The sequence below is a fragment of the Asaia bogorensis genome (assembly GCF_900465345.1).
Lineage (GTDB): Bacteria > Pseudomonadota > Alphaproteobacteria > Acetobacterales > Acetobacteraceae > Asaia > Asaia bogorensis_A.
Window position 1 is genome coordinate 84,453 of record NZ_UEGO01000012.1, and the last position, 24,781, is coordinate 109,233.

21 protein-coding genes, 1 tRNA gene and 1 other RNA gene are annotated in these 24,781 nt (G+C 59.8%); 11 read left to right on the forward strand and 12 right to left on the reverse strand.

The window, feature by feature from the left end; translation table 11 throughout:
• Nucleotides 1-128 precede the first annotated feature (128 nt).
• From ftsL to rnpB, 4 genes are all read right to left on the reverse strand, one after another.
• Nucleotides 129-1,142, reverse strand: a complete 1,014-nt coding sequence (ftsL, locus tag ED655_RS06055; RefSeq protein WP_122049401.1) for a cell division protein FtsL — start codon at nt 1,140-1,142, stop codon at nt 129-131.
• Nucleotides 1,139-2,140: a 16S rRNA (cytosine(1402)-N(4))-methyltransferase RsmH gene (gene rsmH, locus ED655_RS06060; protein WP_240993526.1), complete on the reverse strand. Its 1,002-nt coding sequence runs from the start codon at nt 2,138-2,140 to the stop codon at nt 1,139-1,141. The genes ftsL and rsmH overlap by 4 nt, the downstream gene beginning before the upstream one ends.
• On the reverse strand, nt 2,137-2,607 hold the full coding sequence (gene mraZ / locus ED655_RS06065; protein WP_122049574.1) for a division/cell wall cluster transcriptional repressor MraZ: 471 nt from the start codon (nt 2,605-2,607) through the stop codon (nt 2,137-2,139). Before mraZ ends, rsmH begins: the two co-directional genes overlap by 4 nt.
• A 419-nt stretch (nt 2,608-3,026) precedes the next feature.
• Nucleotides 3,027-3,423: RNase P RNA component class A (rnpB, locus tag ED655_RS06070), an RNA gene on the reverse strand.
• 339 nt (nt 3,424-3,762) lie between these two features.
• On the opposite strand from rnpB, the gene ED655_RS06075 reads away from it, so the two are divergent.
• On the forward strand, nt 3,763-4,743 hold the full coding sequence (locus tag ED655_RS06075) for an alpha/beta hydrolase (RefSeq protein WP_122049402.1): 981 nt from the start codon (nt 3,763-3,765) through the stop codon (nt 4,741-4,743).
• A 27-nt stretch (nt 4,744-4,770) separates the two neighbouring features.
• Here ED655_RS06075 and ED655_RS06080 read toward each other — a convergent pair whose 3' ends face one another.
• Both ED655_RS06080 and zwf read right to left on the reverse strand, forming a co-directional pair.
• On the reverse strand, nt 4,771-5,244 hold the full coding sequence (locus ED655_RS06080; protein WP_062164307.1) for a hypothetical protein: 474 nt from the start codon (nt 5,242-5,244) through the stop codon (nt 4,771-4,773).
• Between the two features lie 9 nt (nt 5,245-5,253).
• Nucleotides 5,254-6,723, reverse strand: coding sequence for a glucose-6-phosphate dehydrogenase (gene zwf, locus ED655_RS06085; protein WP_122049403.1), 1,470 nt, complete (start codon nt 6,721-6,723; stop codon nt 5,254-5,256).
• A 252-nt stretch (nt 6,724-6,975) separates the two neighbouring features.
• Between zwf and ED655_RS06090 the strand changes: the two genes are divergently transcribed.
• The 7 genes from ED655_RS06090 (at nt 6,976) to ED655_RS06120 (ending at nt 15,372) form a co-directional block, all read left to right on the forward strand.
• Nucleotides 6,976-7,275, forward strand: coding sequence for a DUF2312 domain-containing protein (locus tag ED655_RS06090; protein WP_051395789.1), 300 nt, complete (start codon nt 6,976-6,978; stop codon nt 7,273-7,275).
• Nucleotides 7,276-7,542: 267 nt separating this feature from the next.
• Nucleotides 7,543-8,049, forward strand: a complete 507-nt coding sequence (locus ED655_RS06095) for an RNA polymerase sigma factor (protein WP_162993412.1) — start codon at nt 7,543-7,545, stop codon at nt 8,047-8,049.
• On the forward strand, nt 8,046-8,933 hold the full coding sequence (locus tag ED655_RS06100) for a FecR family protein (protein ID WP_122049405.1): 888 nt from the start codon (nt 8,046-8,048) through the stop codon (nt 8,931-8,933). The genes ED655_RS06095 and ED655_RS06100 overlap by 4 nt, the downstream gene beginning before the upstream one ends.
• A 297-nt stretch (nt 8,934-9,230) precedes the next feature.
• Nucleotides 9,231-11,636 (forward strand): TonB-dependent receptor, encoded by a 2,406-nt coding sequence (locus tag ED655_RS06105; protein WP_240993527.1) that lies wholly within the window; start codon nt 9,231-9,233, stop codon nt 11,634-11,636.
• Nucleotides 11,633-12,862, forward strand: coding sequence for a histidine-type phosphatase (locus ED655_RS06110; protein ID WP_122049407.1), 1,230 nt, complete (start codon nt 11,633-11,635; stop codon nt 12,860-12,862). Before ED655_RS06105 ends, ED655_RS06110 begins: the two co-directional genes overlap by 4 nt.
• 163 nt (nt 12,863-13,025) lie before the next feature.
• Nucleotides 13,026-13,994 carry a hypothetical protein gene (locus ED655_RS06115; protein WP_162993413.1) on the forward strand — a complete coding sequence of 323 codons (969 nt, stop codon included), beginning with the start codon at nt 13,026-13,028 and terminating at the stop codon, nt 13,992-13,994.
• A 307-nt stretch (nt 13,995-14,301) separates the two neighbouring features.
• A complete protein-coding gene (locus ED655_RS06120) occupies nt 14,302-15,372 on the forward strand; it encodes an SDR family NAD(P)-dependent oxidoreductase (protein WP_122049409.1) in 1,071 nt (356 codons plus the stop codon).
• A 195-nt stretch (nt 15,373-15,567) separates the two neighbouring features.
• On the opposite strand, the gene proB is transcribed toward ED655_RS06120, so the two are convergent.
• From proB to rplU, 4 genes are all read right to left on the reverse strand, one after another.
• The gene (gene proB, locus ED655_RS06125; protein WP_122049410.1) at nt 15,568-16,704 is read right to left on the reverse strand and encodes a glutamate 5-kinase; all 1,137 of its coding nucleotides are present in this window, start codon (nt 16,702-16,704) and stop codon (nt 15,568-15,570) included.
• The gene (obgE, locus tag ED655_RS06130) at nt 16,701-17,720 is read right to left on the reverse strand and encodes a GTPase ObgE (RefSeq protein WP_023977547.1); all 1,020 of its coding nucleotides are present in this window, start codon (nt 17,718-17,720) and stop codon (nt 16,701-16,703) included. Before obgE ends, proB begins: the two co-directional genes overlap by 4 nt.
• 95 nt (nt 17,721-17,815) lie before the next feature.
• The gene (gene rpmA / locus ED655_RS06135) at nt 17,816-18,082 is read right to left on the reverse strand and encodes a 50S ribosomal protein L27 (RefSeq protein ID WP_023977546.1); all 267 of its coding nucleotides are present in this window, start codon (nt 18,080-18,082) and stop codon (nt 17,816-17,818) included.
• Between the two features lie 28 nt (nt 18,083-18,110).
• Nucleotides 18,111-18,425 carry a 50S ribosomal protein L21 gene (gene rplU, locus ED655_RS06140; RefSeq protein ID WP_023977545.1) on the reverse strand — a complete coding sequence of 105 codons (315 nt, stop codon included), beginning with the start codon at nt 18,423-18,425 and terminating at the stop codon, nt 18,111-18,113.
• 279 nt (nt 18,426-18,704) lie between these two features.
• Between rplU and ED655_RS06145 the strand changes: the two genes are divergently transcribed.
• The 3 genes from ED655_RS06145 to ED655_RS06155 all read left to right on the forward strand — a co-directional run bounded on the left by ED655_RS06145 (nt 18,705) and on the right by ED655_RS06155 (nt 20,478).
• Nucleotides 18,705-18,794: transfer RNA gene (locus ED655_RS06145), tRNA-Ser, on the forward strand.
• Nucleotides 18,795-19,033: 239 nt separating this feature from the next.
• Entirely contained in the window at nt 19,034-19,393 is a 360-nt protein-coding gene (locus ED655_RS06150) for a zinc ribbon domain-containing protein YjdM (protein WP_122049411.1), read from the forward strand.
• A gap of 32 nt (nt 19,394-19,425) precedes the next feature.
• The gene (locus tag ED655_RS06155; RefSeq protein ID WP_240993528.1) at nt 19,426-20,478 is read left to right on the forward strand and encodes an alpha/beta hydrolase; all 1,053 of its coding nucleotides are present in this window, start codon (nt 19,426-19,428) and stop codon (nt 20,476-20,478) included.
• A gap of 33 nt (nt 20,479-20,511) precedes the next feature.
• Here the strand turns inward: ED655_RS06155 and guaD are convergent, their stop codons facing one another.
• Nucleotides 20,512-21,879: a guanine deaminase gene (guaD, locus tag ED655_RS06160; RefSeq protein ID WP_122049412.1), complete on the reverse strand. Its 1,368-nt coding sequence runs from the start codon at nt 21,877-21,879 to the stop codon at nt 20,512-20,514.
• Entirely contained in the window at nt 21,876-23,990 is a 2,115-nt protein-coding gene (locus tag ED655_RS06165) for an FUSC family protein (protein ID WP_122049576.1), read from the reverse strand. The genes guaD and ED655_RS06165 overlap by 4 nt, the downstream gene beginning before the upstream one ends.
• Nucleotides 23,991-24,781 lie beyond the last annotated feature (791 nt).

Sequence of the window (24,781 nt, forward strand, 5' to 3'; positions counted from 1 at the left end):
GATCGAGAGAAGCCCTGACCCTCTTGGAGCTCTTGCCTTCGACGCGGGATGATGCGCCGCCGCTATGGCCCGACCTGTTAGAGGGTGGGGGTGTCCTGCCAGCCATGCTCAGCCGCTTTCATATCCGCTCAGTTGGCGAGTGGGGTCGGGGGCGGCAAGGCATCGCCATAGCCGGCCAGCGCCGAGGATGACCCGGAATCGCTCTGCACATGATGCGGCTTTGGAGACTGCATGGCAATGTCACGACTGGCGTGCGCGCTATGGGAGACAGCCTCTCTCGCGCTGTGCCATGAGGTTGCAGGGGTTGCCTGCGGGCGGTTGCCACGAAAGCTGGCCAGTCGCACGGCAAGGTCGGATGCGCTGCCTGACTGCGCTGCACTGTCACGTGCGCCAGCATCGCGCGACGAAGCATGGACAACGGCACCATAACGCGATTTGTGATGGCTGGTCTGGCCGAGTTCGTCAGACACGACATGGGTACGCGTTGTTTCCTGCGCGAGTTCGATGGTCGGGCGCGGCGAGGCATTCTGGGCACGAACTGCATGGGCCGGGGAAGGGACGGGACGTGCAGTCGGGACCACACGCGGTGTCACCGATGCGACCATGACGCGGGGTGCCACAACCGGGGGGGCGATAGAGGGTGCAACGACCGCCGCATGATGATGGGCAGGCTCGGCACTCGCTATGAGAGCCGCAGTATCGCGAGGAGCTTGTGCCTTGGGGCTGCTGACCTTGGGAGCCGGTGTTGCAACCACAGGGGCAGACTCGGAATTGCGAGGCGCCGACGCTGCGGGCGCCTGTGAAACCGCAATGCTCAGGCTTTCACGTGGGTCACGAAACGCCGGACGAGTGGAAGGTGCCGGCAGTGTCTCGATCATGCTGGCAAGCCGCACATATTGCGTGGGTGCCATGGGGTGAAGCTGGCCAAGGAAGCGTGAGGACAGGGCGCTGAGACGATCCGGCTGGTTCAGCAAGGCCCATTGTGTGCGCAGCATGGCGGTTTGCTGCCTGACACGCTCGGTCTTCTGAACAACCGAAGTGATATTCTGGTCCAGGACCGTTGTCTCGTGCTTCTTTGTATAAAGAAACATTCCCGAACCACCAGCGAGAAGCGCGCAAAGAATCGTAAACGGCCGGATCATGAAGAAGACCCCCTAACAGAGGCTGATGGTGCGGTACGGAGAAGGCTGCGCAGCTTGGCACTGCGCGAGCGGGGGTTGCGCCCGATCTCCTCGTCAGAGGCGAGAACGGGGCGGGTATGGGGCAGAACATAGTCGGGCGTGACGAAACGCTCGGCCATGGGTTCGTGGCGTGACGGGCGGCTCACCCGTCCAGCAGCCTGCGCGAAGGCACGCTTGACGAGGCGATCTTCAAGGGAGTGGAACGTCACCACAACCAGTTTTCCGCCTTCATCCAGAAGGGCGGGGGCCTCGTCCAGCGCACGCTGTAGCTCGCCAAGCTCGTCATTGACGGCAATACGTAGTGCCTGGAAGCTGCGCGTGGCGGGATGGATGCCAGATTTGTCAGGGCGAACAACACTGCGTACGATATCCGCGAGACGAGCCGTCGTACGGATCGGTTCTTCCTGGCGCTCGCGCACGATAGCAGCGGCGATACGGCGTGACATGCGGTCTTCGCCATAATGATAGATGATATCGGCCAGCTCGGCTTCATCCGCTTCATTGACCAGATCCGCAGCTGAGCGACCGGCACGGGACATGCGCATGTCGAGCGGACCATCATGGCGGAAAGAGAAGCCGCGCTCGGCTTCATCGAGCTGATACGATGAGACGCCGACATCAAGCACAATGCCATCGAACGGCGCGTCATCATTTAGAAGCTCAGCCATGGCGCCGAATGTGCCCTCGACAGGCACGAGCGCCCGCCCTGGCGCAAGAGCGTTCAGCTCTGCGGCGAGGTCGGCGGCACGGGCAATAGCCGTCGGGTCGCGATCAATTCCCCACACAGTGCAGGCGGCACGAGCGAGGACGCCGCGTGTATAACCCCCACCGCCAAATGTGCCATCGACATAGCGTCCGCCATCACGCGGCGCGAGTGCATCGAGCACCTCTGGCAGCATCACGGGCACATGACCGGGGTCGTGGCGTGTCAGTATGGCGAGTGGTGCAAGGGCGTTCATGATGCCACCTCGCCCTGCATGGCGGGACGGCTGGTCATGCGCCGTGCGCGCACGCGTGCCTCCTCGCGGCGCTTGGCGCCTGCTTCGGGCTCCCAGATCTGGAACACGCGTCCCAGACCCATGAAGGAAACCTCGTCGACAAGATTGGCATGGTGCTTGAGCACATCCGGCAGGATGATGCGCCCTTCCTTGTCGGCGTCGATCGGGTAGGCGTCGGCGTAGAGACTGGCCGCCAGATCATCATGATCATCAGAGAAGATATCGAGCGATTCCACGGGACCTGCCAGCGTGGCGAAGGCGGCGCTGGGCCAGGCCTCGATGCAGGGATGCAGATGTGAGGGACGAAGAATCACGAGGCTCACATCGGGTTGCGCCTGCGCCCTGAGAGCGGCACGAAACGGGGCAGGAATTGACACGCGACCCTTGGCGTCAAAGCGGTTCTGATGCGTTCCGAGAAACACGCTCACGCCGTTCGATGCCTCCCCTTCGCCCTGGAGTGATTGCCGCAGATGTTTCGGGTCCGTCACGGGACAGGTCTTGACCTGTCATGCAGAGAAACCGTTCGGATAAATTTGGGATATCATGGGATTTCATGGGACGTCAAACAATTCGCAACAAAAAATGGCGGGATTTCGCAGATTTTCTCTGGGGCCAACAATCAATAGTTCTTGTTATGTTCTGGATTTTGATATGGCGAAAGAGAACGGAAGGTCGACGCAAGGTTTTTGTTATGTTCTTCACTGCGAGGAGTTGCGATGGATTGTGGCCCCAGTGAGGCGAAAGATGAAGATTTCCAGAATATTTATAAACGATTAATGTAATTTATGATGATACTGCGATTTCACTGTTCGGTGCAGTATTCGTCACGTCGTTTTTCGACGGGGGAGATGTCAGACGGTCTGTAAGCCGGGTTCTGTCCGCTGAAAGCGGGGCGATCATTCCTCTGGGACCGGTCTTGCAACCGGCCTCACGCAACCAACCCGAATGACAAGGCGGGAGAGCCTCTGATCCCATCCCGAGGGACGGATCCGCCATTCCTATTCGGTCTTGCTCCCGATGGGGTTTGCCCTGCCTCCCGCGTTACCGAAGGAGCGGTGCGCTCTTACCGCACCGTTTCACCCTTGCCTGCAGCCCGAGGGCCGGGCAGGCGGTTTGTTTTCTGTGGCACTTTCCCTAGGGTCACCCCCGCCGGCCGTTAGCCGGCATCGTTCTCCCGTGGAGCCCGGACTTTCCTCCATCACGACGGTTCTCACCGGCGCAACAGCGATCGCCCGACCGTCTGACGGGCGCAACCTGACCCAACAGGGCAGGTGGGTCAAGCGTGGCACCGCGCTTTTTGATAACTTCCCGGTGCCTTTGGCAACAGATCGACCAAGGGGAAGAACATCCCCTCCTTTCTCGGGGAAGCTTCACCATCCGCCGGATGAAGGTGATGTGGTACCGGTCAGCTTCCCAGAGCGCGTATGCAGAGGCTGGGACGCCAGTTGTGACCCGCATGCGGCACAATCCTTCCGGGAGAGGGGCGATCGCAAAGGGTGCATCCCGGTGAGTGCGACCTGCTGTGAGTGAGCCGCATGATTTGAGGCCAGTTCTGTAAGCGCATCCTGTGTTAGTGTCGGCTCATGACTGACTTGCCCGTTGCACGCCCCGGATTGCCCTACAGGATATTCCTCTCATGGTTGAGGCGCGCGGCAAAAGGGCGTGATGGTCTGCCTATACCGGACCGCCTGACCCCGGAATCGCTTGCTGCCCTGCGTCGCATGACGGGTATGCCAAGTTTTCCGCAGGTATTATCGGCCCTGCAGATAAGGTCATGGCGTAGCCTCGATATCCCGTGCGGCGAGCATGTGCGTCCGGCGAGGTTGTATCGCCCGAGGGGTGAGGTGACGGGCATCATCCTGTTTCTGCATGGTGGCGGGTTCGTCCATTGCGATCTGGTGTCGCATCACGGCATGTGCTGCCGTCTCGCGCGCCATGCAGGCGCGATGGTGTTGTCGCTGGATTACCGGCTGGCCCCGGAACACCCCTATCCGGCGGCCGTCGAGGACAGCTGGGCGGCCCTGAAATGGCTCGATCATCAGGCCGGGATGCGCGATCTCCCCATCGCTGTCTGTGGCGACAGTGCAGGTGGGAATCTGGCAGCCGTGCTCGCACGCCGTGCCGGAGTGGAAGGTATGTGGCGCGTGGTCGCCCAGCTTCTTTACTACCCCACGGTCTCGGGCCTTTGGTCACCTTCAAGCCGCGCTGTCTATGCGGAAGGATTTATGCTTACGGCGCGTTTGCTCGACTGGTATGGCCGACAATATATCCGGCAGGACCGTGACATGCTTGACCCGGATTTTGCGCCAGTTTTCGCGGATGATCTGTCAGCGGCGCCCCCCGGCATGATCGTGACGGCCGGGTTCGATCCGTTGAGAGGTGAAGGCGAGCTGTATGCTACGCTGCTGCGTGAAGCGGGAGTTCGAGTGCGCCTCGTCTGCTGTGCGAAAGCCATTCACGGCTTTCTCAATTTCTATGCTGTCGTGGTTGAGGGGCGGCGTGCCTTGCGGCTGGGCGGGGCGTATCTGCGGGCGCAATTCGCGCGGTACAAAGAGGCGCAATAAAAAACCGGGCTCAAGGCCCGGCGTTCTTTATTGTTGCGACATGGCGTGGAACCGGCCGGGTGTACCCTGGTCCGTTGCCAGCATGCGATCGGCACGATTGACCTTGATGGTGAACAGGCGATCAAAAGTACCCGGCTTACCGGGGCAGCCATCATTGCTGCGCTGCATGAAATCGATGCGTGTTGCATCTGGCGGATCATTGCCATTGAGAATGGGAACGAGGCATTTAGCCGGCACGTCGGTCATACCATTATGCGTGACCATGACGCGCAGATGCTCGACCAGCTTCGTGTTATCAAACCACGCCAGGCGGTCGAACTGGATCTTGTCCGCCGCCTGATCCAGCCACCCCATTTTCATGACGAGAATGGCCAGAAGCGAGGCGGGCACCAGCACGATCAGGCGGCGTAGGAGATGCTGCTTGAGCGTGCGGGGCTTGCGGCGGCCCGAACCAAGTCTGGGCGCGCCGGGCTGCGAGGGTGTTTTGGGTTCAGAGGCCAAGGGGATGCCTTATTCCATGTCTTCGTGCCAGACCTGCCCGTCACGGGCGAGCATCTGACGCGCTTCCTCGGGGCCCCAGCTGCCTGCCGCATAATGCGCCATCGGCACTTCGTTCTTGGCCCAGGCATCCATAACCGGCGCGACCCACTTCCATGCAGCCTCGACCTCGTCACGACGGATGAAGAGCACAGGATAGCCGCGCACAGCATCGAGCAGCAGGCGCTCATAGGCATCGGGGTAACGGACCGAGAATTCGCGCTCGAAATGCACGTCCATGTTGGTTTCCCACAGGCCGAAATCATCATCGAGCGGGTTCTTGACGTTGAACTGCCACGACACGCCTTCATCCGGCTGGATCCGGATCACTAGCACGTTCTTCTCCGGCTGGGACGGGAACAGCTTGGTGGCCGACGGCTTGAACGTCACCACGATCTCGCTGACCTTGGCCTTCAGTCGCTTGGCCGAGCGGATATAGAACGGCACGTTCTTCCAGCGCGGGCTGTCGATTTCAGCGCGCAGGGCGACATAGGTTTCGGTGTTGCTGTCATGGCCGAGCTCGTCGAGATAGCCATCGACCGTCGCGCCCTTGCTGTGACCCTTCGTATACTGGGCGCGCACCGTGCTGGTGGGCAGCGTGCTGGCATCGAGCGGCACGAGCGACTTCAGGACAGCCACCTTGGCGTCACGCACGTCATCGGCCTGCAGGGAGTCCGGCTTTTCCATGGCGACCAGGCAAAGCACCTGCAGCAGGTGGTTCTGCACCATGTCGCGCAGGGCGCCGGAATTGTCGTAATAGGCGGCGCGGCCTTCAACGCCCACGAGCTCACCTGCCGTGATCTGAACGGACTCGATATGCTCACCCGACCAGACCGCCTCGAAAAGCGGGTTGGCAAAGCGCAGGGCGATCACGTTCTGGACAGTTTCCTTGCCCAGATAATGATCGATGCGGAAAACATAGCTTTCCTTGAAATACTGACCAACACCTTCATTGATCTCTTCGGCAGTCTTGAGGTCAATGCCGATCGGCTTTTCCAGCACAACGCGGCTGTCATCGGTGATCAGCCCTTCGTGGTGCAGGTTCTTCGAGATTGCACCGTAGAGGTCAGGGGCCGTGGCGTAATAGAACACGCGCACATGCTCTTCGGCCTTGTGGCTGAGCACTTCACGCAGACCTGCCCAGTTGCTGTCGGGCTTGGAGCCGTCGAGGCTGACATAATGGATCATGTCCAGGAAGCGATCGACCGTGTCTTCGTCGAAATCATCGGTCTTGACGAAGCGCTTGAGCGCATCGCGTGCGCGCGTCTGATACTCGCTGCGCTTGAGCGGGGAGCGTGCCGTGCCGATGATGCGGGCCGTATTCGGCACCTGTCCCATGGTCAGACGGTAATAGAGGGCGGGTAGCAATTTGCGCATGGTCAAATCGCCGGTGGCGCCGAAAATGACATAGTCGAATGGGGCGACCTGGTGGCAGTTGGTCATCTTCCTGGCTCTCCGGTTCTGGGTGGGGCAGTGCGGTCTTATGACATGCGTGCCCGGACGGGGTAAAGGTAGCAAAGCAAAGCCGCCAGATGGTCGGTTGTTCCCTCGCAATATGCGTTGACCCGGCCTATACCGGCGCGATAAGCCGCCGTTCTTCGCAAGTGCCTGCAAAATCCAGCTGCGTGCATCTGTGGCTGTTCTGGCTCGACCGGGCCGTGTGCAACCCCTGTTTTCGAGGTCACCATGTCTGACATGCCTTTTGATATTGACGAAGCCGCCGCCAGCCGCGCGCGTCAGGCTGCCGATCCTGACTCGAATGTAGGTGGCATTGCCGTTGACCGCCTGCGCAGCGTTATCGAGCGCGTCGAGCGTCTGGAAGAAGAGCGCAAGGCGCTGGCAGGCGACATCAAGGATATCTTCAGCGAAGCCAAGTCAGCCGGGTTCGATGTTGCAACCATCAAGAACATCATCAAGCTGCGCAAGAAGGAGCCCAATGAGATTGAAGAGCAGGAGACGCTGCTTGATATCTATCGCCGTGCGCTTGGAATGTAAGGCTTCTCGCCAACACGAACCGGGCATGTTTTATTGATGCCCGTTTCCGGAGCCTCCGGTTTTCGGAGACCGGTTTTTGTAGGCGCGCGACCCGGCTGGGCGTCAGCGCGCTGCCGCCCAGCCGCACTGTGATCCTGCTTAGTGCAGCAAGGGCCTGTGCCGGGTTTCATGAAGATTTAAAGACACGTTCTATCTCTCCCTGACTTTGGCGACGGCCATTGATATGAAACGCCCCGTTCCGGTTGTTTCATTACGGTCAGGATGGCGATGTCAGCGGCAGAATGGTGCCTCAGACAGTCCGTTTGGACGTCTTTGCACGAGCGTATCCGGCGTCAGAACCGGCGCAACGATACAGATGATCTGCTTCAGACCGCGCTCATGCATCTGTTCGAGCGCGGGCTGGACGGCATCGAACACCCCGAAGCCTATGTTCTGCGCGCGGCACGCAATCTCGCCATCGACCGCACACGGCGCGAGGCACGGCTGCGTGTGGCATCGCTCGACGATGATACCAGCGCAGAGCCCGTCTGTGCTGCGCCGGGGCCGGAACGCATCGTCTTGGGTCGCGAGCAACTGAGGCGCGTGCGCACGGCGTTCAATGCGCTTGATCCCCGCACGGCGCGTATCTTCCTGATGCATCGTCTGGATGACCTGACCTACAGCCAGATTGCCGCGGCCCTCTCGCTGAGTGTCAGCACGATCGAAAAATCCATGGCGCGAGCCCTGGCCCATCTGGCGATGGCGCTCCTGACCGATACAGCGGTGGGCGCGTGACGCCCGCGGAAATCGAACAGGCGGCAAACTGGCAGGCGCGGCTTATGTCCGACCGGTGTTCCGACCTCGACCGCAGGCGTTTCGACGCGTGGCTTGAGGAAAAAGAGGCGCATCATCAGGCCTATAATCTCGTCTCACAGATCTGGCAGGGCGGGCAGTTTGCACAGCCGCGCCGGAGAAGCGTCTTGCTGCCGCTGTCGCGTCGTGGCGTGGTGGCCGGTATCGTCGGGCTTGGGGCAAGTCTCGGTGCCGCGGCAAACGTGGCAGATGCGCGGACGATCTGTACGGGCCGCGGCGAGCACAGGCGCGTCATGGCATCCGGGCTGCGCGTGGAGATGGATGCGTGCAGCTCTCTCGTTCTCGCGCCTCGCACCGGTCGCATGGTTTTCGAGGCGGGGCGCTATGAGGTGATGGCCGCGCCATTCGGGCAGCAGGCGCAATTCGGCTGTTGCTCCTGGGCCGTGTCGGGGCGTGGTGGACGTTATGCGCTGGATGTGACGAACACTGCCATGACGCTCGCGGTGCTTGAGGGGAACGCAAGGCTGAGGAAACCCGGCGCGTCGCATGTTGTGCAGGCTGGGCAGATCTTTGCATATGACAGGCGGACCGATCTGGTGACCCAGCGGCCCGGGAAACTGGATGATCTGCTGGCATGGCGTGAGGGGCGCGCCGTGTTTCATGGCACGCCGCTTGCACAGGCTTTGAGCGAGATGGCCCGCTACAGCGATCGTCCTGTCCGGCTTGTTTCGCCGTCGCTCGCCTCCCTGCGCATCAGCGGTGTCTTTCACACCCATGACCCGGCTCGTTTCTTCCGGGCGCTGGCGCATCTTCTGCCTTTGCGGGTGGTTTTTGCCCCCGATCTGATCTCGGTCGTGCAGCTCTGATTGTTAAGCTTTGATGAAACGGCATTGAAACAGATGAGGGCCTGATCGTGCCTGTCGTCTCGCCAGGGAGAGACCAATCCGGTCGTACCCTGACGGAAACCCGCTTCAATGATTCCCGCCCTGTATGCCTCTGATCGCCCCGCCTCATGCCCTGTTCCTGCCAAGCAGCCGCGCAGGAATCGCCAATGTTTGGCGATGGTGCTGCTGTCGCTTTGTGCCTGGCCAATCCCTGGGCTGGCTCAGACCTCCACTGTACGGCAGACAGAGGCAGGGGATGCGGTCTCCGGGAAGGGGCGTATGGTCACAGGGTTCAGTCAGCCCGCGGGACCACTCGAAGACTCCCTGACCGCCCTCGCGAGGCAGTCCGGGCGCGACCTCCTGTTTTCGAGCGATCAGGTGCGTGGCAGGCATGCCCCGGCGCTGAAGGGGCGCCTGACGCTCGACAAGGCACTGGAGCGTCTGCTGGGCGGGTCCGGGCTGAGTGCGCATATCCAGCCCGATGGGACTGTTGTGATCGCCAATGCCGCTCGTGGCAGCAATTTCGCGCATGACAAACACGACGACAAAACCGGGCAGGAGCATATCACGGTCATCGGGCGGGCTGAGCGCCTTGCGCCTTCCACCGTGCCGCTGACCATTACCGAACCGACCTCGGTCATCCAGAAGCGCTTCATCACCAATAATATCGTGCCACTGGCAAGCGTGGATGACATTATCAAGTTCCAGCCGAGCATCTGGACACAGAACCCCAACGGCCCCGGTATGGGCAAGGCCGAGACCATGAGCCTGCGTGGCTTTCAGGATGGTCAGTACAACATGCTGTTCGATGGTATCCCCTTTGGAAATGCCAGCGATCTGCACCACACCACCTCGTCGCTTTTCATTTCGCATTTTCTCGGCGAGGTGCAGGTCAATCGTGGGCCGGGTACCGCCTCGACTATCGGCAATGCGACCTTTGGCGGGACGATCGGGTTTCAATCCCGCACCCCTGCACAGCATTTCGGGGTCACACCCTATGGCACCTATGGCAGCTTCAACACCCGTGCCGGGGGTGTAGAGGTCGATTCCGGCAAGACCCGTTTTGGCTCGATGGTGCTCGATCTGCAGCATGAGGAGACGGATGGATATCTGACCGGCTCGGGAGAGCGGCGCAACAACCTGCTGTTCAAGGATGTCGCGCGACTGGGGGAAAACACGACCCTGACCTTGCTGACCACCTATAACTGGGAAAACCAGAACACCACGCAGGGGGCCACGCTGGCCCAGTACCGTAAATACGGCAAGGATTATGGCCTCTGCTTCAATCCTGCGCTGCAATGCTATGCCGGGTATCAGCCAAGCACCTACACGTCGGATTTCGACTACATCGATATCAAGAGCAAGGTGCTGCCCTGGCTGACAATCGAAAACCGTCTTTATACGAACGGTTTTGAACACGATTACACCGAGTCCACCGATGCCAGTTCGGATGATCCGGGCGCCAATGGCGTGACCTTCTATTCAACTGCAGGCAAGAAGCTGGCCACATACAAGAATGACGTGCCAGGCAAATATGCCGATGCGAAATTCCGTGACTATGGCGACACACTGACCTTCAAGGCCCATACGTCGCAAGGTGATGTGCTGGTTGGTGCCTGGGCCGATCTGCAGGACGATCGGCGCTATACCTATGCCCTCGACCTGACAAAGGGCGGCATCATGGTGCCCGGCAAGAATGGCTCGGCCTATAGCTATGATATTTCGGATTTCAACACGACCGTTCAGCCCTATCTGGAATTCGACTGGAAGCCGTTCCGCAACACCATCATCAAGCCGGGCATCAAATACTCCTATTTCCGTCGTGATTATGATGCGGCGGTCAACAAATCGACCAAGGTGCCGCTGAACGCGACGCAGCAATTCACCTCATGGCAGCCTTCGATCTCGGCAAACCAGATCATCCTGCCGGGCTGGAGTGCCTACGCCCAGATTGCCCGCGGTTTTCTGGCCCCGCCCATGAGCGTGTTCCAGACCCAGAATGTGGGCAATGTCAGCCCTGAAACCACACTGAACTATCAGATCGGCACAGTGGTGCAGCAGAAGCGCTGGACGGTCTCGTTCGACGCCTATTACATCAATTTCTCGAACTTTATTGCCTCGGCGCAGATCAAGGTGCCCGGCTTTGGCACGCAAAGCACCTCAGTAAATAGTGGTGGCGCCATCTACAAGGGGCTTGAGGTTGAGGGGCAATATGCCATCGGTCATGGCGTGTCTCTTTATGGCAATTACAGCGTGAATGACGCGCAGTACAAGCACAGCTCGGTGCGCGTGGCAGCTACCCCCAATGTGCTCGCCTCTTTTGGTGTGCTCTATGACGACAATAAGGGCCCTTATGCCTCGCTTATCGGCAAATTTGTGGGCAATCATTATGGGCTCGACAGCACCACCGATAGCGCCGGCAATACAGTCTTTGCCAATCAGTATCGTATTGGCAGCACCACCACCGCCGATCTTGCCTTGGGGTGGCATTTCAAGAAGCTGGGTGGCTTCATGCGCGATGTGACGCCCAGCCTCAAGATATCCAACCTCTTCAATAATCGTGCCATCAGCGACTTTGCCGGTAACCAGTCTGCCGCCAGCGCGGGCTATCCCGATGGCGCACCGCTTTACTGGCGTCTGGCGGGGCGCTCTGTGTTCTTCAACCTGACGGTCACCCTGCCATGAACCGCGCGCTCATTCTTTCTCTTGCGTTGGCACTGGGTGGTGCAGGTACAGCACAAGCTGCCTCATCTCCTGTTTTCTCTTCGGTCGAGCCTGAAGCGCCAGCGAGACTGGAACGCGTTGTGCTGATCGCACGTCATGGGATACGCAGCCCGACGCATGATTCCCGTAGCCTCGAACAGGAAACCGGGGTTGTCTGGCCCTCCTGGCCGGTGGCCCCCGGCGAACTGACCGATCATGGCCGCGCCACACTCGATGCCATGATGCAGGGGGTGGCTCGCTATTATGATCTCGCCTGCACGCACAACATATCTCCCTGCATTGGGGCGACGCCTCCTTTCATATGGGCAGATTCTGCCGATGACCGCACCCGTGAGAGCGGGCGAATCATGGCCCGTGCCCTTTCGCCGGGGCATGAAATCGCGGCCCACTCACTTGTCGCGGGGCAGCATGATCCGGTGTTTGACGCCGTGACGGCGGAATTCGTGAAACAGCACCATGATCAGATGGCGCAGGACGCGACGCAGTCAGCCCGAAATGACAGGCTGGCGCGTCCTGACAGCGTGAATGTCGGGCTGGCGGCGTTGCAGCAGCTTTTTGCGCCACAAGCCTGTGAGACGGCGCAGGGGCCCTGTTTCAAAGACGGCCTCGTGGTCAGTGAGAAAAAAGGGCGACCTTCGCTGGGCGGAGGGATGACACTGGCAGCGACGCTCGCTGAAAACCTGCTGCTGATTCATGCGCAAAGCCTCGATCAGGCAGGAAATGCGTCCGCCCGTGAGGCATGGGTCGGAAAAATCAATCCGGCTCTGCTGACAACCGTGCTTCCGGTGCATGACTATATATCCGAACTTGTCCGCCGTCATGGTGTGGCCATAGCCGCACGCAGCGCGGTCATGGCGGATATCATCGCGCGATTCATGGCAGGCGAGGCGATCACGCTGGGGGATGGTTCGATCGTCCCACCCGCAACGCGGCTTCTTGCCTTTGCAGGTCATGACACGACGCTTGATGCATTGGCGGCCCGATATGGTCTGGACTGGCATTTCAGTGATCAGCCGGACAGCACGGCTCCGGACACGACACTGGCTTTCGAGCAATGGCGCGATGGAAAAGGGCAGATCGTCTATCGCGCCCGGATATTCCATCAATCCCTGCAAGCCCTGAGGGAAGGCAAGAGCGGCGCCGCGCAACCGCTTGCCGTAACCCTCACCCGGACGCGTTTACGCTAGAAACTGTGCGTCCGGGAATGGGATCGCTTTCCCGGTTGGAGACTGGGGATACACCGTTACGAACGCTGGGAGGCAATCTGAGGGCTGCTTGCTGTGAGGCAGGAAGGCTGGCCGTAAAGATCGCTCTTGGCGGAGTCGGCAAAATTAGCATAGATCGCTGATTATGACGACCGCGCTCCTTTCTCTCCCTCTGTGGATGCAGTTTCTTGCAGGATTTATCCTGCTCGGACTGGGACTTATGTTCATCCTCATGCCGTTTTCCATCTTCGGTGTAAAACCGCGGCTGGAAGAGGTGGAGCTACAGCTCAACGAGGTACGGGCGGAACTGCGGATCATCGCCATGAGGCTGGCTCAGGGCGCTGGCGAAACTGGTCCCTCCGGTGAGCCGATCTATGCGCCGCCCCGGCGAGCCGCAGCGTCTGGCGGGCAGGCTGAGCCGCCCCTTCGTCCGACTGAAACCATGCGCGCCCCCGACCCCATGCCGTGGTCGGCGCAGGCCGGTCGGCAGGCAGCCCAGCGTCCCCCGGTGGATCGTCCCCCGGTTGAGCGTCCCCCGGTTGAGCGTCCCTCGGGTGAGCGCCTCACGCCAGATCATGCCCCGGCTGAACGTATCCAGCCGGACAGGATGCAGTACGACCGCTCTGGTCAGGATGAGGCATTGCGGCCCATGCCTGCTGCCGAGGAGGTTTCACCGCGCGAGGCCTTCCAGCCGCGTCCTCCTTCCAGTGACGAGCGTCGTGACCGCCAGAGCCCGCCGAGTGTGCGGGATGATTACAGCTATGCGGAGTCCGGCGCACAGGAGAATCTCGAGCGCATCCTGCGTCCCACGCATTTTGACCCGCCGCCACCGAGAGAGGCGCCGCGTCCGCCAGGCGCAGCTTATGAGACGCGGGGGTCTGCAGCCCCATACGCCGGGGCAGGCGGTACCGCTGCATCAATTTCCGGCTATCAGGGCAAGGTTCAGAATGAGGTGACGAGCCGCAACGATGATGCATGGCGCCTGAAGGCGCAGCGTCAGGAAATGGCACCGCGCGGTGCCGGAGCGGAAGCTGAAAAACTCCGTCAGGCGGAGGAGGCAGGCGCGCGGCGCGTACGTTCCGAGCCGACCCTTCGCTGGCCACCGCGCCCCTGAAGCTGCGCAGTCTTCATGGGCGGATAGAGAGAAGAGAAACGATACTCAGAGGACGTAATTGGTACCGAGGCATGATGCCAAGGTATGAGCAAGACTTCTTACATAGCCATAATTCTGAAAAAGTTTTAATGCTAGAAAAACATCGTTCATGCCTTTGTCTTGGTAATATTTTTCTAGTGAATTTGGCAATCAGTACCACATAAATCCGGATTTATGCTCTTCGAGCACAATCATGTGTCACCCCCTTTATCTGAATGTGTCGTATTGTGTCTGACGATACGACTTCAGGTAAGCGGGAGCGACGACCATGCCTCATCCAAGGACAAGCAAAGCCATTCTAGGTGATGGCACCGAGACATCTTCGGTTCATCCGCGGCGTGCCTTGCTGGCTGCCGGTCTGGCAGGGGGGGCCGCATTTCTGTCTTCAGCCGGCGGCGCCAGGGCCGCTGCGGTCAACGATGATGGTGCGCATGCTGCGCCCAGCGCCCCTGCCGTTTTCAGTGCGGGGGCTATCCGGGCCGGCAGAGGGTCTCAGCTTCAGGGGCGCGTGGCAGTCGTCACAGGAGCGGCTCGGGGTATCGGTCGTGCCATTGCGGTCGAGTATGCCGCAAACGGGGCCGACGTGGTGGCTCTGGATATCGCCGGGCCGATAAGCGGTGTGGCTGACGCTGTGCCTGCCAGTCATGAGGAACTGGACGAGACCGTTCGTCAAATCCGGTCATTTGGTCGCCGTGCAATGGCGATAAAGGCTGATATCCGTCAGATCGCGCAGCTGCGAGCCGCAGCGGATGAGGTTGTCAAAGCCTTTGGCCATATCGACATCCTCGTGGCCAATGCCGCCATACAGGGCTGGAAGGCGCTGCTCGATATGGATGACGCTGACTGGGACGACCAGATAGAGAACAACCTCAATGGCACCGCACGGACCCTGCGGGCTTTTGTACCGCACATGATCACGCGCCAGGGCGGTCGAGTGCTGATCGTCTCGTCCATGCAGGGGCGACATGGCACGAAGGGGGGCGCGAGCTATTCCGCGTCAAAATGGGGTCTGATCGGCCTGATGAAATCCGCAGCGATGGAATTTGCGCCCTATGGCATGACGGTCAATGCCATTATACCGGGGCTTGTGGGCACTGCTCTCACGCTCAATCAACAGCGTCTTGCGGCCCTTGAGCAGCAGGTGCATCACAAGGTGCATGGCGAGATCTCACCCGCCCAGGCATGGAAGGATCGTGCCCGGACCGAGGTTCAGCCAGTCGGATGGCTACAGCCTGAGGATATCTCGCCTGTTGCCGTATTTCTGGCTTCCGACGCATCTGCCCTTACAACAGGGGCAGAATTCGAGGTTAATGGCGGTGACAGTGCTCTGATGACCTGAGCCGATAGGCACAGGAGCGTTCAAGAGAGTGATGACGACCCCGGGTGCCGGTAATGGGCACCCAACTCATCCGGGAGGGGCTATCTGACATCGTGGCTCGCCTCTAACGGCAGACTATCTTTCCCCGCCGGGGCCTCACCGCATGAGCGAGTGTTTCAGGCGCCCTATACGGTTACCGTACCGGAGCGCAGGGGCTCAGGACGGCTCGCGGGGTTGGCGGATCAGAACCAGATCATCGCGGTGGATCAGCTCGTCCCGACCTGAATGACCGAGGCACGTGACGATGTCCTCAGAGCGATGGCCGGCAATCAGGCGGGACTCGTCGGCATCATAGGCGGTCAGGCCGCGGCCGATCTCCTGTCCGGTCTCATCGCAGATCAGGACGAGATCGCCCTGGCTGAAACGACCCTCGACCTGTTTCACACCCGCAGGGAGAAGAGAACCACCATGATCGAGGGCACGCACCGCGCCCTGATCGATCATGACGCGACCTCTGGTTTCGAGTGCACTGGCTAGCCAGCGCTTGCGGGCCGAGCCTGCATCTTCCGCAGCCAGAAACCAGGTGCAGCGCCCGGTATCGAGCAGCTGGCTGATCGGGTGAGGGGAGAGGCCAGAGGCAATGGCCATGCGGGCACCTGCACGCGTAGCGATCTGGGCCGCAAGCAATTTGGTGTGCATACCGCCTGAGGAATAACCGGGCGGGGGCGCTCCACCCATGGCCATGATCGACTCAGTCAGTGCAGCGACCTCAGGCAGATGTTCCGCCCTTGGGTCGAGGCGGGGGTCAGCGGTATACAGGCCATCGATGTCCGAAAGCAGGATCAGCGTGTCAGCGCCGATCATCTGGGCGACACGGGCAGCCAGACGGTCATTGTCGCCAAAGCGGATTTCAGTCGTGGCGATGGCATCGTTTTCATTGATGACCGGCACACAGCCCAGACCCAGCAAGGTGCGCAATGTTGCTCTGGCGTTGAGGTGACGCTCGCGGTCCTCTGTGTCACCAGGGGTCAGCAGCAACTGACCTGCGGTAAGGTCCTGAAGGCCCAGAGCGGCGCTCCATGCCTGTGCAAGCTGGATCTGTCCAACACTGGCAGCGGCCTGTTTTTCCTCGAGACGGAGCTTGCGCCCCACCATGCCCATGCGCACACGCGCAAGCGCAATCGCACCCGAGGAGACAACCACGACATCGGTGCCCTGGCGGCGCAGCCGGGCAATATCCTCGCAGACAGTGTTCAGCCAGTGATGGCGTAGCGCGGCGTTCTTGGCATCGACCAGCAGGGCCGAACCAATCTTGATGACAACACAGCGCGCTTCAGCCAGTCGGTTGGTCACTGATGGGTCTCGCGTTCTTCCAGACGGTAATGGGTGACGCGATCCTGCACGATACGCAGCAGCTCGGCCAGCCCTTCATGGGTAGCTGCCGACAAGGTGAACACCTCGGCACCGGAGGCCTTGGCGAGCGCCTTCGTCTTGGCTGTGATCTGGGTTTTGGTCAGGGCATCGCATTTGTTCAGCACGATGATTTCCGGCTTTTCAGCAAGGGTCTCATCATAGGCAGCCAGCTCGCCGCGGATCATGCGGTAATTCTTGACCAGCTGGCTTTCTGTGCCGTCGAGCAGATGGATGAGCATGGCACAACGCTCGACATGGCCGAGAAAACGATCGCCAAGACCTGCGCCTTCACTGGCGCCTTCGATCAGGCCCGGAATATCGGCAATCACGAATTCTTCCGTGGCCGAAAGGCGCACGACGCCAAGCTGCGGGTGGAGCGTGGTGAAGGGGTAGTCGGCAATCTTGGGCTTGGCCCGTGAGCACACGGAAAGCAGGGTGGATTTGCCGGCATTGGGCAGGCCCACAAGACCGACATCGGCAATCAGCTTGAGGCGCAGCCAGACCCAGCGTTCCTCGCCCGGCCAGCCCTTGTCAGCACGGCGCGGCGCGCGGTTGGTGCTGGTCTTGTAATTGGCATTGCCGAATCCGCCATCGCCGCCCTTGCAAAGCAGCACTTCCTTGCCGTCCTCATCGAGGTCGGCCAGCATGGTCTCACGATCATCGTCGAAAATCTGCGTGCCGATCGGCACATTGATGATGACGGTCTCGGCTTTGGCCCCGGTACGGTCCGAGCCCGCGCCATTGCCGCCCTTGCGAGCGCGGAAATGCTGGGTGTAGCGAAAATCGATGAGGGTGTTCAGGTTCGGGACGGCGCGAAAGATGATGTCGCCACCGCGGCCACCATTGCCGCCATCAGGACCGCCGAATTCGACGTATTTTTCGCGACGGAACGCGACAACACCATCCCCGCCATCGCCGGAGCGCACATAGATCTTGGCCTGGTCGAGGAATTTCATGGTCTGTCTCGTCTTCGTCCAACAATATCGTTCAAAACAAGAAAGGCCGGCCCAAGCGGACCGGCCTCTCCCGTCAACTGGTATTGGCCAGTCTTTTATTCTGCGGCTTCTGCCAGCGTCACGGAAACGTGGACGCGGCCTTCTGCGCGGCGCGTGAACTTCACAGCGCCATCGGCGAGGGCGAACAGGGTGTGGTCACGACCAACGCCAACGTTCGGGCCAGCCATCATCTTCGTGCCGCGCTGACGGACGATGATGTTGCCTGCGAGAACGGCTTCACCGCCGAACTTCTTGACGCCGAGACGGCGGCCTGCACTGTCGCGTCCGTTACGGCTCGAACCGCCTGCCTTTTTTTGTGCCATGGAGGTCTCTCCTTCTCTCTAGCGTCAGTTACGCTGCGTTGATCGCGTCGATGCGCAGGACGGTCACGTGCTGGCGGTGACCATTCTTGCGGCGGCTGTTCTGCCGACGGCGCTTCTTGAAGATGATGACCGTGTCCAGACGGTCCTGGGCGATGACGGTTGCCGTGACGGTGGCGCCAGCGACCAGCGGAGCGCCGATCTTGATGCCTGCGTCGGAACCAACGGCCAGAACGTCGGAGAAGGTGATGGTCGTGCCGGCTTCGGCTTCGAGCTTCTCAACCTTCAACGTTGCCTGCGGGGCCACGCGATACTGCTTTCCGCCGGTGCGGATGACTGCGAACATGTCTTAAACTCTCTATCAGTCCGATCTCTTGGCAATTTTGCCAGGGTTTTCCCCGGTCGGCATTGCCCAGTCGCTTTTTATTATTGGCCGAACCACGCACCACAAGACGCATGCTCCCGCGAGGGGGGCTCACTACAGGAGGCAAGCCGCTTCCGTCAATCATTATCGCGTGGGGAGCAGGGCGAAATGACGGCCTTACGAAAAGAATCGCATTTCCCCCTCTTGCAAGCCACCGGACCTGCCCCTTATAAGCCGCCCACGACCAGGTGATCCTGCTACGGAGAGGTGCCAGAGTGGTCGATTGGGACGGTCTCGAAAACCGTTGTGCCTTCACGGGCACCGTGGGTTCGAATCCCACCCTCTCCGCCAGACCCCGAAAAAAGGGTCGACAGATCACGACAATAATCCATCAATAAAGACGGTCGACGGCGGGCCAACGGGCCTATTGGGTTCTGTCACGCTGGGTGGCGAGACGCTTTGCCGCGGCTTAGAGCGATATGACGCTGGCAAAAGCCATGCTGTCAGGGGTAAACGCTACCCTGCGCGTCAAGAAAAAGCGGTGCCCTGATATCTTTTCATGAGGCGCCCCCAATGAACAGGAAGACAAGATCGTGAAAAGCGATATCTGCCCTCAATGTGGCTGCGAACATATCTATCAGGACGGTGGACTTTGGGTCTGCCCCGAATGTGCGCTTGAGTGGAGCGTCGAGGGGGCGCCTGCGGATGGCACAGCCCAGGCTGGCGATGATGCGACGGTGCGTGACGCCAATGGCAACGAACTCGCCGATGGCGATACCGTGACCATCATCAAGGATCTCAAGGTCAAGGGATCGTCGTCGGTCATCAAGGGCGGCACCAAAATCAAGGGTATCCGTCTTGTCGATGCCAGCGATGGGCACAATCTGTCTTGCAAGATTCCCGGGATCGGCGGGATGAATCTCAAATCGGAATTCGTCCGAAAGGCCTGAGCGCCGTTCGCGACAAGCAGGAAGGAAGCCGCATGTCGCGTAAAGCGCCCGGAAGTTTCAGACCCGCTATCGCAATGGCGGAGCAAGGTTCCGGTCATGGTTTGACCCCTGCGATCACGGGGCCGGTCGAGGCGAAAAATGCTCTCAACCGCCGCCGCGTGCTGACATCCTCTCTCGCACTCTCCGCCGCAACTCTGACAGGATGTCACGGGCCGTCCCGCTCGCGATCGCCAGAGCAGATTGCGCTCTGGCCCGAGACGCCACCCGGCGGTGGTGGTCCGAGCGGACCGGAACAGGCGACGGCCAAGGGCGCTCTTTACAATATCACCGAGCCTCGCCTTGAGGTCTTTCGCCCAAACAGCCCCAATGGCAGTGCGGTACTCATCGCGGCAGGGGGCGGGTATCAACGCATCGGCATGAAGCGTGAGGCCTATCCTGCTGCACGCTGGCTCTCGGCCCGTGGCGTGACCGCCTATGTGCTGGTCTATCGTCTGCCGGGTGAGGGATGGGCAGAGGGTCCGCTCGCTCCCTTGCAGGATGCCCGTCGTGCGCTTGCCCTTATCGGGCGCCATGCGCATCGTGACGGTATCGACAAGGCGCGTATCAGCCTGCTTGGCTTCTCGGCTGGAGGCCATCTTATGGGCGTGACAGCCTCGCAATGGCATGGAGAAGGTCCGTTTGCGTCCCTCCTTGCAAAAATATCCGTGCCGAAACCGGCTGGCGCTGCCCTGATCTACCCTGTGATCACGCTTGAGAAGCCCTATGATCATACGGCAACGCATCGGGATCTTGTGGGCGTCGATGCAGCCCCTGATCTGGCGCGTCTATGGTCAGTGCAAAGTCACGTCAGGCCGGGTTATCCGCCGGTGTTTCTGACCCAGGCGGATAATGACCGTATCGCAAACCCCTATAACGCTGCACTGATGGCCCAGACCTGCGAGGCTATAGGGACGGCTGTCGATTATCACCGCCTGCCCAGTGGCGGGCATGGCTTCGGCATGGGTGAGCCCGATCAGGTCACCGCGAACTGGCCAGTCTGGTATGAATCCTGGCTCGCCCAATACGGGCTGATCCGCGCCATCTGAGCGCTGATCGTGCCGGGGTGGGAGTTTGGCGTTTCACGGCGTTGAGCGTTGATGCCGCAGCCCCATGACATAAGTGGCGCTGATTGCCCTGTCGTCCCCGAGCATGGAAAGCGCGAAAAGCAGATCTGACACCGTTTCGGCCCGTTTCGCACGTTGCGCCATAAGGGGCGTCGCATAGGGGTCCATCACGCAAAGATCAGCCTCTAGCCTGGGCTCCACCTGGCCGATCTGATGCTGCAGCCCCAGCGCCTGTGCTGCCCCGGCTGTTGCCAGCCAATAGGCCTGCACCGGATGCAGACTCGTTCCATGTGACTGTGCAGCGCAATAGGCGTCGTTCATCACGCGCAACATGGAGAGGCTGTTACCGCCGCCAATATCGGTGCCCAGCCCAACATGCACACGCCGGTCGGGGCGCATGGCATCGAACAGGCGAAAGGCGCCACTGCCCAGAAACGCGTTTGAGGTCGGACAATGCGCCAGGGTGCAGCCCGCATGGGCGCAACGCGTCAGGTCCTGCTCATTTACATGGACGGCGTGGCCGAAAATGCTGCGCGGTCGAACAAGCCCTGCCTGGTCATACACATCCAGATAGCCTGTACGGTGAGGGAAAAGGGACCGGACCCATTCTTCCTCGCGCAGTGTTTCCAGAAGATGCGTCTGCATGAACAGATCGGGCGCCGTATCAAGGAGGGCTCCGGCCAGCTCAAGCTGGGTCTCGGTGCTGGTTGGGGCAAAGCGTGGCGTTACAGCATAGAGCTGACGGCCACGACCATGCCATTTGTCGATCAGGCGTCGGGACTCGTCAAAGCCGCTCTGAGCCGTATCGCGCAGGTAATCTGGCGCATTGCGATCCATGAGGACCTTCCCGGCGATCATACGGGTATTGCGCCTTGAGGATTCGCTGAAGAAGGCCTCGACCGATTCTGGATGCACCGTGCAGTAGACCGCGGCAGTAGTTGTGCCCTGGTCAAGCAGGTTATCCAGAAAAGCCGAGGCGATGTGTTGTGCGTAGGTCTGTTCGGCAAAGCGACGCTCTTCAGGAAAGACGTAACGCTCGAGCCAGGTGAGCAATTGCTCACCATAGGACGCAATGACCCCGAGTTGCGGATAATGCACATGGGTATCGATGAAGCCCGGTCCGATCAGCTTGTCGCGATGATCGACAATCACCACGTCGCTACCGAATTGTGGTGCTATCTGACCGTAAGACCCGACAGCGCTGACGCGGCCTTGCTCGATGAGAATAACCCCATCTGTGTCTGCGCTCAAAGCCATTTCAGGAGGCATATCGAACGGGTTACCGACGAAACGCAGAATGGTACCGCGCAGGGCAAGGCTTTGCTGACGCGTCTGCGGTGTCTCGCTATCGAAACTGTCACGAGGATGGCTGGACCGGATCATCTGATTTCTTCGAGCAATTCGTGACTGGTGAAAGCCTGTGTCTCATCCAGAAAGGCCGCGTTGGCAACCAGTTCATCCCGGACTACCACGAGGTAGGAGATGCCCCGTATGAGTTCGAGCCTTGTCACCAGATCCTTCTCGGTCCGATCGAGGGCGCGTAACCGGCGTACGGCCGCTGCGGCGATACGAGCCGGCCGGTCATGACGGTCGCGTGTATATTCCATGCGGTCCAGCAGAAGTTCTATGGGACGTCGGGCCGTCACCGGCAGATGCTCACGGTCGAGCAATGTGCGCAGGCGGATGGCATTGAGGCCAATTGTCATGACCGCCAGCGTCCCTTGCAGATAGCTTTCCACGATAGGTAGCGGGGAGGGGCCTGCATGACGGATCAGGCGGGCAAAACGATCAATGTTGCGCCCGATCCACTGTCTGGTCTCGGGTGCCTTGTCGAGGTGGCAAAGGGTACGCAATTCGCCCAGCATCTGCCTACGCAGGCGCAGACGCTCTGCCTGGGGGCTGAAGGGCAGGAAGGTGTGAAATACCAGCACTGCCGCGCATGCCGCCAACACCGTGCCCATCGCGCCATTGTAAAAGGCAATCTCGTCCAGGCGATGATGATTCTGAACATTTACCATACTGGGCATCAGCAGCCCGTATGCGGCAGCAGCGCCTGCGGTGGCAGCATTTGCTCGTGCGAGGCCACCTATGAACATGGCGGGCCCGAAGGCCATGATGAACATTTCGTATGTGTCGAATTTCGGAACGAAGATGAACGTCAGGATACCCCCGACAACAACTGACCAGAGGGTTCCCTTGAGAAACACGGTCGTGCCGAGAACCGGGTTTTCCTGCGTGGCAAACAGACCGCAGATGAGTGCCGTCATGGAGATGAAGCCGGTGCCGTTAGGCCAGGCTGTCACTTCCCACACCAGAGCCGTGAACAGGATGGACGCCATCACGCGCAGACCATTATTGACGGCATTACGCGGGTCGCGATGGCTTTCAAGCCGGAAATGGAAACGATCGCGTGGGATCAGATGCGTGCTGGCATCATATTCGATGATGGCGATTTCGAGATCATTGAGCAGTTCGCCAAGCGCGACATGCAGGACGCGTTCATCGACCGGACCGAGGTCAGGGGTATCGTCATAGTCAGCCCTGATGAAGGGCGCGGCATGAACACGACACTCTTCGATCAACAGATGCAGGTCAGCCAGAATGCTCTGGATGGGTTCGGCTTTGCGGAGCCTTTCCTCAAGCCCACGCAGGAAGATCTGTGCGTTTTTGGATGTCTCGCGAAAGCTGCCATGACTGTGAGCCAGAGCCGCCAGACGCGCAGCCATGCCAAAGCCCCGGGAAAGCAGAATGGAAACTGCAGCGAGCGCAGCACGGGCGTGATCGCCCTCGTGCCCATGGGGGCCCATTTCTATCTCGGCAAATTCGATCTCGCTGTTCAGGCGCAGTATCGTCGCAAACAGTTCACGTGCCTTGCGCTGGGTGGTGGCGGCATCTGAAAGAATGTCGGCAATGGAAAGCGATACTAGGGAAAGCGCCGTCTGTAGTTTCGTCTGTACCGCCTGTCGCGCCTGGCGTTCCTGACTGGTTGCAAAGAGCAAGCCCATCCCGGCCTCGCAGATCACACCAAGAGCGATATATGTGGAGCGCGAAACCGCGATGATGAACACGTTCTCAGGATCGTAGACGGCGCCCATCGCAATGATTGCGCAGGTATAGCCTGATAGTACGAGAGCATAGGCACGGAAATTACTGACAAAAGTGGCGAGCCCTGCGCAGAGCCCCATCCAGAGCGCCAGTGTGAGGAAAAACAGCAAGGGCTGCTGCGGGAACACGGTGAAGAGCCCGACGGCGGCTATTGCACCGATGATTGTCCCGACAATACGCCAGCGTGCCTTTGAAAGGCTTTCACCGCGCGTCCCCTGAGCGACCGCCCAAACGGTCATCGTCGCCCATATAGGACTGTCGAGTTCCATCCACATGGCTATGCCGAGCGCAAGCAAGGCAGCGACCGTATTGCGTAGCGCAAACTCCACGGACTGGGCGGACGGAGCAAACAGCCAGCTCCAGCGATTGAGACCGTAAGAGGCAGGCATCCTGAGGGCGATTTTCTCCGCCAGGGATGTTCGTTTACCCGAGCGATTGGCGACGGAGGGAAGGAAGGAGAAAAGGCGCAAGGAAGGGGACCGCGTTCTGTACGACTATGGCAGGCGCAGAAAACACCGCCCTGCAAATGGCTGGTCCATGATGGCAGGGCGTCATGACGAAAGAAAGCGTAGCCGAGGAGCGTACGCCTAAAGAATCGGTAATGCTCATACTTGCGAAGCTGTCTGACATGGGCCGAAGGCCGTCATCTGCCAGATGTGCATCAGCGACAGGATGAGCTGTGAATGGAGAGAATTATCAGATTGTTAAAAATCGTTATCCATTGCGTCAGTACCGTCTCGAGGCACGGAGACGATGAAAACCTGATCATCGACAGCATCTGGTTACTTGAGCAGAGAGACAGGTTTTCTGTTCAGAGCAGTTTTTGTGAGAGGTGCAAGAGTAACCGAATGTAAAAAGACAAGCGTCGACGAGAGTGCCAATGACCAGAAAATATACGACGATCGTATCATGATCATGCAATATCAGGATGCGCACGTCTGCTTTTTATCATCGAGATTATCGTGCCTGTGACCTTTCGGCGATTTTTCCCCTTTCGGGCATGCGGTATTTTTGATCTGGCGAAGGAATAAAAACGTTAATTAAACAATAATAAAAGGAAATGGCCGAATGAAAATCCAAACAACGATGATGAGGCGGTTTTTTTTTCCTGACTTATCAAAAAATTTACAAAGATATATTAGGATACTTTTACGTATATTGACGCATTAGAAAAAAATGC